At 68.7% G+C, this 10,138-nt stretch carries 10 protein-coding genes and 1 tRNA gene; 8 read left to right on the top strand and 3 right to left on the bottom strand.

What is annotated here, in order from left to right:
- Nucleotides 1–43: 43 nt before the first annotated feature.
- Nucleotides 44–805, bottom strand: coding sequence for an IclR family transcriptional regulator (locus tag WKI94_RS01485; protein ID WP_337844002.1), 762 nt, complete (start codon nucleotides 803–805; stop codon nucleotides 44–46).
- 97 nt (nucleotides 806–902) lie between these two features.
- Here WKI94_RS01485 and aceB point away from each other — a divergent pair, with 97 nt between their 5' ends.
- The 8 genes from aceB to WKI94_RS01445 are packed head-to-tail and all read left to right on the top strand — an operon-like array spanning nucleotide 903 to nucleotide 9,635.
- Nucleotides 903–2,465, top strand: a complete 1,563-nt coding sequence (gene aceB / locus WKI94_RS01480) for a malate synthase A (RefSeq protein WP_337844001.1) — start codon at nucleotides 903–905, stop codon at nucleotides 2,463–2,465.
- Entirely contained in the window at nucleotides 2,465–3,157 is a 693-nt protein-coding gene (locus WKI94_RS01475) for an alpha/beta fold hydrolase (RefSeq protein ID WP_337844000.1), read from the top strand. Before aceB ends, WKI94_RS01475 begins: the two co-directional genes overlap by 1 nt.
- Before the next feature lie 11 nt (nucleotides 3,158–3,168).
- Entirely contained in the window at nucleotides 3,169–4,551 is a 1,383-nt protein-coding gene (locus tag WKI94_RS01470) for an FAD-linked oxidase C-terminal domain-containing protein (protein ID WP_337843999.1), read from the top strand.
- On the top strand, nucleotides 4,544–5,581 hold the full coding sequence (locus tag WKI94_RS01465; RefSeq protein WP_337843998.1) for an FAD-binding protein: 1,038 nt from the start codon (nucleotides 4,544–4,546) through the stop codon (nucleotides 5,579–5,581). Before WKI94_RS01470 ends, WKI94_RS01465 begins: the two co-directional genes overlap by 8 nt.
- A 4-nt stretch (nucleotides 5,582–5,585) precedes the next feature.
- Entirely contained in the window at nucleotides 5,586–6,836 is a 1,251-nt protein-coding gene (gene glcF / locus WKI94_RS01460) for a glycolate oxidase subunit GlcF (RefSeq protein ID WP_337843997.1), read from the top strand.
- A 10-nt stretch (nucleotides 6,837–6,846) separates the two neighbouring features.
- Nucleotides 6,847–8,067: a DUF4147 domain-containing protein gene (locus WKI94_RS01455; RefSeq protein ID WP_337843996.1), complete on the top strand. Its 1,221-nt coding sequence runs from the start codon at nucleotides 6,847–6,849 to the stop codon at nucleotides 8,065–8,067.
- 19 nt (nucleotides 8,068–8,086) lie between these two features.
- Nucleotides 8,087–9,199, top strand: a complete 1,113-nt coding sequence (gene hemW / locus WKI94_RS01450) for a radical SAM family heme chaperone HemW (RefSeq protein WP_337843995.1) — start codon at nucleotides 8,087–8,089, stop codon at nucleotides 9,197–9,199.
- 28 nt (nucleotides 9,200–9,227) lie between these two features.
- Complete coding sequence (locus tag WKI94_RS01445; protein ID WP_337843994.1) at nucleotides 9,228–9,635, top strand: PaaI family thioesterase; 408 nt, start codon at nucleotides 9,228–9,230, stop codon at nucleotides 9,633–9,635.
- On the opposite strand, the gene WKI94_RS01440 is transcribed toward WKI94_RS01445, so the two are convergent.
- Nucleotides 9,625–10,017 carry an NADH-quinone oxidoreductase subunit 15 gene (locus tag WKI94_RS01440; protein ID WP_337843993.1) on the bottom strand — a complete coding sequence of 131 codons (393 nt, stop codon included), beginning with the start codon at nucleotides 10,015–10,017 and terminating at the stop codon, nucleotides 9,625–9,627. The genes WKI94_RS01445 and WKI94_RS01440 overlap by 11 nt on opposite strands.
- 43 nt (nucleotides 10,018–10,060) lie before the next feature.
- Nucleotides 10,061–10,137: transfer RNA gene (locus WKI94_RS01435), tRNA-Val, on the bottom strand.
- Nucleotide 10,138 lies beyond the last annotated feature (1 nt).

The following is a 10,138-nucleotide window of genomic DNA, read 5'->3' as shown; positions in this document are numbered from 1 at the left end:
CATACCCCCCTGTGCCCTATCTGCTAAAGGCACTTACCCACTTTTAGTATACACCCCCTGTATAGCCTAGGCGCAAGGAAGCTTTCTTGGCTGCTTCCACCACCTGGGGGGCCAGGCGGTGGGCCTCCTTTAGGGTGAGGCGGCTTGCGGGGGCGGAGAGGGAAAGGGCGGCCACCACCCGCCCGTTGGGGCCAAACAGGGGGGCGGCCACGCAACGCACGCCAAGCTCCCGCTCCTCATTGTCCAGGGCGTAGCCCTGTTCCCGCACCGCGCCAAGCTCTGCCATGAGCTCCTCCCAGCGGGTGAGGGTGTGGGGGGTATAGGGGGTGAGGGGAAGCCCCTCCGGCACCCCCCGGAAGGCCAGGAACACCTTCCCCACCCCCGTGGCGTGGAGGGGGGCCCGGGAGCCCGGGGCGGTGAAGAGGCGGACCAGCTTGGGGCCCTCCACCTGATCCACATAAAGGGCTTCCAGCCCCGCGGGCACCGCCAGGTTCACGCTCTCCCCCGTCTCCCGGGCCAGGGCCTCCATCTCCGGGCGCGCGGCCAGGAGGAGGTTCTGGCTCAGGTAGGCCTGGCCCACGGCGAAGGCCTTGGGGCCCACCCGGTACACCCCCTTTTCCTCCTCCACGAACCCGCGCCGCACCAGGGTCTGTAGGAGGCGGTAAAGGGTGCTCTTGGAAAAGCCAAGCCGCTCCGCCAAGGGGGTGAGGCCCATGGCCCTCTCCTCGGCCAGGGCCTCCAGGACCTTAAGGCCCCGCTCCAGGGTGCGCACCTCCTCGGGGCCTTCCTTGCGCCTGCGGGCCATGGCTCCTAGGGTAGCCCATCCCTTCGGGTTTTTCAATATCCGAAAAAAGATTTTGTTTATTGACAAACCCACCCCAACCCCGTAGGCTGAGGCCACCATGAAGGGCGTGGAGATCAGGAAGGACCACCCCCTCTTAGGGGAGGTGCTCACGGAGGAGGCGCTTGGGTTCGTGGTGGCCCTGCACCGGGAGTTCAACCCCGTGCGCAAAGGGCTTTTGGCCCGCCGGCAGGAGCTTTGGGCGCGGTATAAGGCCGGGGAAAAGCCAGACTTTTTGGCGTCCACCCGCTTCGTGCGGGGGGGGAGCTGGCGGGTGGCCGAGGCCCCGAAGGACCTCGAGGACCGTCGGGTGGAGATCACGGGCCCCGTGGACCGGAAGATGATCGTGAACGCCTTAAACTCCGGGGCCAAGGTCTTCATGGCGGACTTCGAGGACGCCCTCTCCCCCACCTGGGACAACGTCATCCGCGGCCAAAAGAACCTCATGGACGCGGTGCGCCGCCAGATTGACTTCGTCTCCCCGGAGGGGAAGGAGTACCGGCTGAAGGAAAAGGTGGCCACCCTGGTGGTGCGCCCAAGGGGCTGGCACCTCCATGAAAAGCACGTGTACGTGGACGGGGAGCCCATCTCCGCAAGCCTCTTTGACTTCGGCCTCTACTTCTTCCACAACGCCCGCGAGCTCTTAGAAAGGGGGAGCGGACCCTACTTCTACCTGCCCAAGCTGGAAAGCCACCTGGAGGCAAGGCTTTGGAACGAGGTCTTCAACTTCGCCCAGGACTACCTGGGCCTCCCCCGGGGAACCATCCGGGCCACGGTCCTCATTGAAACCATCCTGGCGGCCTTTGAGATGGAGGAGATCCTCTACGAGCTCAAAGAGCACGCCGCCGGGCTCAACGCCGGCCGGTGGGACTACATCTTCAGCTGCATCAAGAAGTTCGCCACCACCGCCCCCATCTTCCCCGACCGGGCCCAGGTCACCATGACCGTGCCCTTCATGAAGGCCTACACCGAGCTTTTGGTGAAGAGTTGCCACCTCCATGAGGCCCACGCCATCGGGGGGATGGCGGCCTTCATCCCAAGCCGCAAGGACCCCGAGGTGAACGAGCGCGCCCTAAAGCAGGTGCGGGCGGACAAAGAGCGGGAGGCGGGGCAGGGGTTTGACGGCACCTGGGTGGCCCACCCTGACCTGGTGCCCGTGGCCATGGAGGTCTTTGACCGCTTCCTGGGGGATAAGCCCCACCAAAAAGAGGTGAAGCGGGAGGACGTGAAGGTGGGGGCGGAGGACCTCCTAAACTTCCAGGTCCCCGGGGGGAGGGTGACGGAAGCGGGCTTTAGAAACAACGTTTCCGTGGCCCTCCAGTACCTGAACCAGTGGCTTCTCGGCAACGGGGCCGCGGCCATCTTCAACCTCATGGAGGACGCGGCCACAGCGGAGATCGCAAGGGCCCAGCTTTGGCAGTGGATCCACCGGGAGGCCACCTTAGAGGACGGCCGTCTTGTGACCCCTGAGCTCTACCAGAAGGTGAAGGAGGAGGAGCTCGCCAAGCTTGGGGGCCGGGAAGCGGGCCGGTATCGGGAGGCCGAGGAGATCCTGGACAAGCTCGTGCTTTCCGAGGCGTTCATTGAGTTCCTCACCCTGGTGGCCTACGAGTACATAGACTGATGGCGGGCGTCCTCCTCCTCCACGGCCTTTCCTCCCACCCGGTGCTCACCCTAGGGCCCCTGCCCAGGGCGCTAAGGGGGGCGGGGTACACCCTAGCCCAGCCCGCCCTCCCCGGCCATGGGACCCGGCCCGAGGACCTTAGGGGGGTGCGCTGGGGGGACTGGTACCGGGCGGCCCTCGAGGCCTACCGGGCCCTCCCCAAGCCCAAGGGGGTGGTGGGGCTTTCCATGGGGGCGCTTCTTGCCGCAATGCTCGCCGCGGAGGAGGAGGCCTCCTTCCTGGTGGCCTTAGCCCCTGCCCTGGCCCTCAAGAACCCCCTGGCGGGCCTTGCGCCCTACCTCCACCCCCTGATCCCCAAGGCCCCCCCCACCCGTTCCGTCTCCGACCCCGCAAGGCGGAAGAAGAGCCCCAACTACCCCTGGATCCCCACCTCCGCGGTGGCGGAGCTCATAAGGCTCCAGAAGGCCACAGACCCCCTCCTCCCCAAGGTGAAGGCCCCCGCCTTGGTGGTCCAGGCCCTAGGGGACACCACCGTCTCCCCCAAGGGGGTCCGGCGCTTTTACGAGCGCCTGGGGAGCGAACGGAAGGACCTCATGGCCTACGAGAGCGAGCACGACCTTCTCCTGGACCTAAGGGCGGAGGAGGTGGCGCGGGACGTGACCCTTTGGATACAGGGGGTCCTCCCCCCGTAGACTGGAGGGAAATGGAAGTCCTTAGGGAACTTAAGGCCCTCTTCGGCCCCCGCCTCCTAACGCGGGAGGCGGAGCTTGCCCCTTACGAGTCCGACGCCCTCACCGCCTACCGGGAAAGGCCCTTGGCGGTGGTCCTCCCCGAGCGCAAGGAGGAGGTGGTGGAGGCGGTGAGGATCTGCCGGCGCCACAGGGTGCCCTTCGTGGCCCGGGGAAGCGGCACCAGCCTCTCCGGAGGGTCTTTGCCCGTCCGGGGGGGCGTGGTCATCGCCCTAAACCGCCTGAACCGCATCCTGAGGCTGGACCCGGGGAGGCGCATCGCCGTGGTGGAGCCCGGGGTGGTGAACCTGGAGGTGTCCCGCCGGGCAGCCCCCTTCGGCCTCTACTACGCCCCCGACCCCTCCAGCCAGCCCGTCTCCACCATCGGGGGGAACGTGGCCTTCAACTCCGGAGGGGCCCACTGCCTGCGCTACGGCATGACCGCCAACCACGTGCTGGGCCTCGAGGTGGTGACCCCGGAAGGGGAGGTGGTGCGGCTTGGAGGGGAGGGCCTGGAGGGGGTGGGGCCGGACCTCCACGGCTTCTTCGTGGGGACGGAGGGCCTTTTGGGCATCGCCCTGGAGATCACCTTACGCCTCCTCCCGCGCCCCGAGGCCTACCACACCCTGCTTGCGGCCTACCCGAGCCTCGAGGCCGCCGGAGAGGCGGTGGCCCGGGTGCTGCGCTCGGGCCTCCTCCCGGGGGCCATGGAGATCATGGACCGCCTGGCCATCGAGGCCGCGGAGGCCGCGGTACGGGCGGGCTACCCCAGAGCGGAGGCCCTCCTCATCGTGGAGCTGGAAGGGGAGAAGGAGGAGGTGGCCGAGGGGGCGAGGCGCCTGGCCCAGGTCATCGCGGAAAGCGGGGCGGAGGAGGTGCGCGTGGCCCAGAACGAGACCGAGCGCCAGGCCATCTGGAAGGGCCGGAAGGCGGCCTTCAGCGCCGTGGGCCGGCTCTCCCCGGACTACCTGGTCCAGGACGGGGTGGTGCCGAGGACCCACCTGGCGGAGGCCCTGAAGGAGATCGGAAGGCTCTCCCTGGCCTATGGCCTCCGGGTGGCCAACGTCTTCCACGCGGGGGACGGCAACCTCCACCCCCTCGTGCTCTACGACGGCAAGCGGCCTGGGGAGCTGGAGCGGGCGGAGGCGTTGGCGGGGGAGATCCTGAGGCTTTGCCTGCGCCTTGGGGGCTCCATCACCGGGGAGCACGGGGTGGGGATGGAGAAAAGGGCCTTCCTGGCGGAGATGTTTAGCCCTCTGGACATCGCCGCCATGGAGGAGGTGAAGGCTAGGCTAGACCCCATGGGCCTGGCCAACCGGGGCAAGGTCTTCCCCCCCAAGGAGGAGGCCCATGCTTAGGCCGAGGACCCCGGAGGAAGTGGGGGAGGCTGTCCTCGCCCACCCTAGGCTTCGGGTCCGGGGGGGCGGGAGCAAGCCCGCCCTCTCAAAGCCCGAGGAGGGGGAGGCCCTCCTGGACCTCTCCGAGCTTAGGGGCGTGGTGGAGTACGACCCCGAGGAGCTCGTCCTGGTGGCCCTGGCCGGGACCCCGGTGGCGGAGGTGGAGGCCCTCCTCAAGGCCCACGGCCAGCACCTCCCCTTCCACCCGCCCCTCTTGGGCCAAGGGGCCACCTTGGGGGGCACGGTGGCCGCGGGGCTTTCCGGCCCCCTGGCCCAGCGCTTCGGGGGGGTGAGGGACTTCCTCCTGGGGGTGCGCTTCGTAGATGGCCAGGGCCGCCTCCTAAGGGGCGGGGGCAAGGTGGTGAAAAACGCCGCCGGCTTCCCCTTCCACCGGCTCATGGTGGGGGCCTTGGGGGCCTTCGGGGTCCTGGTGGAGCTCGCCTTCAAGGTCTTCCCCCACCCCCCCGCCACCCGCACCCTCCAGGTGGCCTTCCCCTCCCTGGAGGAAGCCCTTCCTGCCCTGGAAAGGCTCCTCCTTGCCCCCCTGGACCTCATGGCCCTAGATCTCCTTCCCCCGGGAACCCTAGAGATCCGCATCGGGGGCTTCCCGGAGGCCCTCGGCCCCAGGCTGGAAAAGCTGAAGCGCCTCCTCGGGCGGGAAGGGGAGGTGCTGGAGGAGGACGAGGCCCACTGGGAGGGGGTGCGGAACCTGGCCTTCCTGGAAGGCCCCCTCCTCCTCAAAATCCCTAGCCGCCTGGACCTCATCCCCCTCCTGGAGGGCCTCCCCTTGGGCAGGCGGCGCTACCTCATGGGGGGTAGCGTCCTCTACGCGGAAGGGGACAAGGAGGCCCTAAAGGCCCTAAAGGCGGCGGGCCTTGCCCACCTGGTCCTAAAAGGGGCGGAAGACCCCCTCTTTCCCAAGCCCCAAGACCCTTTCTTCCGGAAGGTCAAGGCGGCCCTGGACCCTTTGGGGCGCTTCCCCTTAAGGTGAGACCATGCAACATCGGATCCCCGTGGAAACCCTAGGCCCCTTGGGCGAGCCCATGGCCCACGCCATCGAGGCCTGCGTCCACTGCGGCTTCTGCCTCCCCACCTGCCCCACCTACCAGGTCCTGGGGGAGGAGATGGACTCCCCTCGAGGCCGCATCTTCCTCATGAAGGAGGTGCTGGAAGGGGCCCTCCCCCTGGAGGAGGCCCTCCCCTACCTGGACCGGTGCCTGGCCTGCCAGGCTTGCGTCACCGCCTGCCCGAGCGGGGTGCCCTATGGGGAGCTCATCGGGGCCTTCCGCCTCTACAGCGAGGAGAAGCGCCACCGCTACCCCCTGGAGCGAGCCTACCGCCTGGCCCTCCTCCAGGTCCTGCCCCACCCCGGGCGCTTCCGCCCCCTGGCGGAGCTCGGGGTGCGGCTCAAGCCCCTCCTCGAGCCCCTCCCCTTGCCCGAGCCCCTCAAAGCCCCCCTGAGGCTCCTCCCCCACCGCCTGGAGCGGGAGGAGGCCTACGGGGAGGTCTACCCCGCCAAGGGAGCACGCCGGGCCCGGGTGGGCCTCCTCCTGGGCTGCGCCCAAAGGGCCTTAAGGCCCTCCATCAACCGGGCCACCATCCAGGTGCTCCAGGAAAACGGGGTGGAGGTGGTCATCCCCAAGGCGCAGGGCTGCTGCGGGGCCTTAAGCCTCCACGCGGGGGACAAGGAGGGGGCCAGGGCCTTCGCCCGGGCCACCATGAAAGCCTTCCGGGAGGTGGACGTGGTCCTCTCCAACGCCGCGGGGTGCGGCTCGGGGATGAAGGAGTACCCCCTCCTCCTGGGGGAGGAGGAGGAAGAGGAGGCAAGGACCTTCGGGAAGAAGGTCCAGGACCTAACCAGCTTCCTGGACGGGCTCGGCTTCCTCCCGCCCCCACCCCCCAAGACCCCCCTCCGGGTGGCCTACCACGACGCCTGCCACCTGGCCCACGCCCAAGGGGTGCGGGAGGCCCCCAGGCGCCTCCTTAAGGCCGCTGGGGTGGAGGTCCTGGAGCCAGGGGAGTGGGAGCTCTGCTGCGGGAGCGCGGGCACCTACAACCTCTTCCAGCCGGAGCTGGCCGAGGCCTTGGGGCGAAGAAAGGCGGAGAACCTTAAGGCCACGGGGGCCGAGCTGGTGGTCACGGCCAACATCGGCTGCCTTACCCAGCTCCAGGCCTATCTGGACCGGCCCGTTCTCCACATGGCCGAGCTCCTGGCCCTCCTCTACCAGGGGGAAACCCCCCTGTAGGAGGCCGGGCATGGAAACCCTTCTGGAGGAAGCCTTCTTCCGGGCCCTGAAGGCCACGGACCCCTACCGCCTCACCCTGAAGGCTCTCCCCAGGGAGAGACCCGACCTCATCCTAGCGGTAGGCAAGGGGGCGGCGGCTATGCTGAAGGCGGCCCTGGAGCGCTACGGGCCCGTGCCCTACCACCTCACCCTCCCCTTAGGGCAGGACCCTTTGGGCCTAAAGGCCCGCTTCGCCCCCCACCCCCTGCCGGACAAAAGGAGCGTGCAGGCGGCGGAGGAGGCTTTGGAGCTTCTGCGGGGGCTTTCCCCCAAAGCCCACCTCCTCGCCCTCCTCTCCGGTGGGGGAAGCGCCCTCTGGTGCGCTCCCCTTGGGGTTTCCCTGGAGGAGAAGCGGGCCCTCACCGAGGCCCTTCTCCGAAGCGGGGCCAGCATCGGGGAGGTGAATGCCGTGCGCAAGCACCTCTCCCGCCTCAAGGGGGGGAGGCTCCTCCTCGCCACAAAGGCCCGGGTCACCGCCTCTCTCCTCTCCGACGTGCCAGGGGACGACCCTGCGGTGGTGGCCTCCGGCCCCTTCAGCCCCGACCCCAGCACCTACGCCGAGGCCATGGCCGTCCTAGACCGCTACGGCCTGAACTTCCCCGGGGCGCGGCGGGTCCTGGAGGAGGGGCTAAGGGGGAAGCTCCCCGAGACCCTAAAGCCAGGGGACCCGGCCCTGAAGCGCCTCCGCCTGAGGATCATCGGCAAAAACCTGGACCTCCTCCGTGCGGCCCAGGCCTTCCTGAGGGGGGAAGGGCACCGGGCGGTGATCCTCTCGGACCGCTTTGGGGGGGAGGCGAGGGCCTTAGCCCGCTTCCACGCGGAGCTGGTGGAGGGCATCCGGGTCCATGGGGTGCCCTTCAAAGGGCCCCTTTTCCTCCTCTCCGGGGGAGAGGCCCAGGTGCGGGTCAGGGGACGGGGAAGGGGCGGGCGGAACCTGGAGTTCCTCCTTGCCCTCTACGCCCACCTGAAGGCTCCCCTCTACGCCCTGGCCGCGGACTCCGACGGCCTGGACGGCACAGGCGGGGCCGCGGGGGCCCTCCTCACCCCTGGGGTCTGGGCCCTGGGCCTGGACCCCAGGCCCTACCTGGAGGAAAACGACAGCCTGGGTTTCTTCGCCCAGGCGGGGACCCTCCTCCAAACCGGCCCCACGGGCACCAACCTCAACGATTTCCGCCTCCTCTTTGTAGACTGAGGGGCGCGGCGGCGCCTTCATGCAAAGCCTTTACGTCCACGTCCCCTTTTGCCCCACCCTCTGCCCCTACTGCGACTTCCACGTGGTTCGGCGGGGGCCGGGCTGGGTGGAGGCCTACCTCAGGCGGCTTAGGGAGGAGGCGGAAGCCCTTCACCAAAGGTACCCTGGGCCCCTCACCACCCTTTACCTGGGCGGGGGCACCCCGAGCTACCTCCGGGACCAGGAGCTTTTGGCCCTTTTCGGAAGCCTCCCCTGGGCGCTACAGGAAGGGGCGGAGGTGACCCTCGAGGCCAACCCCGGCACCCTGAACCGAAAGAGGCTCGCCCTCCTCAAGGACCTGGGGGTGAACCGCCTTTCCCTGGGGGTGCAGAGCTTCCAGGACCCCGTCCTGCGCTTCCTAGGCCGGGCCCACGGGCGGAAAGGGGCCCTTAAGGCGGTGGAGGAGGCCCTGGAGGCAGGCTTTAGGGTTTCCGTGGACCTTATCCTGGGCCTACCCATGCAGGAGGTGGAAAAGGACCTTAAGGAGGCTGCGGATCTCGGGGTAGGGCACGTTTCCGCCTACACCCTGCAGGTGGAAAAGGGCACCCCCTTCGCCCTCCTAGGCCTGGAGGAAGACCCGGAAGAAGCGGCCTCGGCCATGGCGCGGGCGGAGGAGGTGCTGGGGGAGGCGGGGCTTTTGCGCTACGAGGTCTCCAACTTCGCCCGCCCTGGGGAGGAGGCCCGGCACAACCTGGTCTACTGGCGGGCCGGCTTCTGGCTCGCCCTGGGCCCTGCGGCCACAGGCCAGTACCCCGAAGGGCCCTTCGCCCTCCGACGCACCAACCCCCCCCTCCCCCGCTGGCTCGCCGGGGAGGCCCCCCGGGAGGAGGCCATCCCCCCCCTGGAGTACGCCAAGGAGGCGCTGATGCTGGGCCTGAGGCTCAGGGAGGGGGTGGACCTGGAGGCCCTTTCCGCCCGCACCGGCCTGCCCCTCCGCCCCCTCCTCTGGGAGCGGGCGGGCACCCTGGAGGCCAAGGGCCTGTTGCGGCGGGAGGGGGCGCGGATCCGGCCCACCCCTAGGGCCTTCGCCCTCCTCCACCGGATTATCCTGGAGCTCTGGGAAGTCCTTGACGGAGCGGCTTTGGGGGATTAAACTTCAACTCAGTATAAAAGGAGGCCCCATGGACCTTAAAGCCCTGGCCCAGACCGTCTTGGAACGCCAGCCCTTCAACCGGCTCCTAGGGATGGAGCTCTTGGAGGCCCAGCCGGGCTCCGTGGCCTTCCGGCTTCCCCTGAAGGAAGCGTTTTACCAACACCTGGGGGCGGTGCACGGGGGGGTGGTGGCCACCCTCCTGGACAACGCCCTCACCTACGCCGCAGGAAGCCTCCTGGGCCCGGGGGTGCTCACCGTGGAGTTCAAGGTGAACTTCCTCAAACCCGGCAAGGGGGAAGCCCTCCTCGCACGGGGCTACGCGGTGAGCCAGGGCAAGCGGCTTGCCGTGGCCCGGAGCGAGGTCTACGCCCTGGAAGGGGGCGCGGAAACCCTGGTGGCCCTGGGCCAGGGCACCATCCTCCGGATCAGCGGGTGAAGGCCAAGGCCGCCCGAGCCCGGTCCGCCAGGGCGAAAAACCGCTCCCGGGTAAGGGGGAGCTTCTCCAGCACCAGCCCCTTCCCCTCCTCGTAATGGGCGTGAAGGTGGGTGTGGGCCCGGGGAAGCCTGAGGCCGATGCGCTTCAAGCGGGCGTGCCGGGGGGAGACATCCGCCAGGAGGAAGGGCTCCCCGAGACCATCGGATAAGGAGGCGGTCATGACGGTGGTGGGGAGGTCGTAGGGGCGCTCCATGCGGTAGATGAAGTCGGGGAAGTCCGCTTCCTTCTCAAAGCGAACGCCCTTCTCCGCCGCGTAGGCCCGCATCCACCCGAGAAGCTCCACCCAGGCCTCGTACAGCTTGGCTTCGTGCGCCGCGCTCATGGGCCCAGTATAAGGGATAAGGCCCGCCTTTCGGCGGGCCCCTTGGTGGGCGCGAGTGGACTTGAACCACCGACCCCTACCGTGTCAAGGTAGTGCTCTGGCCACCTGAGCTACGCGCCCT

Origin of the sequence: Thermus sp., from assembly GCF_037444525.1 — a bacterium.
Taxonomy (GTDB): Bacteria; Deinococcota; Deinococci; order Deinococcales; family Thermaceae; genus Thermus.
Note: the sequence above shows the minus strand (reverse complement) of the source record. Positions and strands in the feature narration are given on the sequence as shown.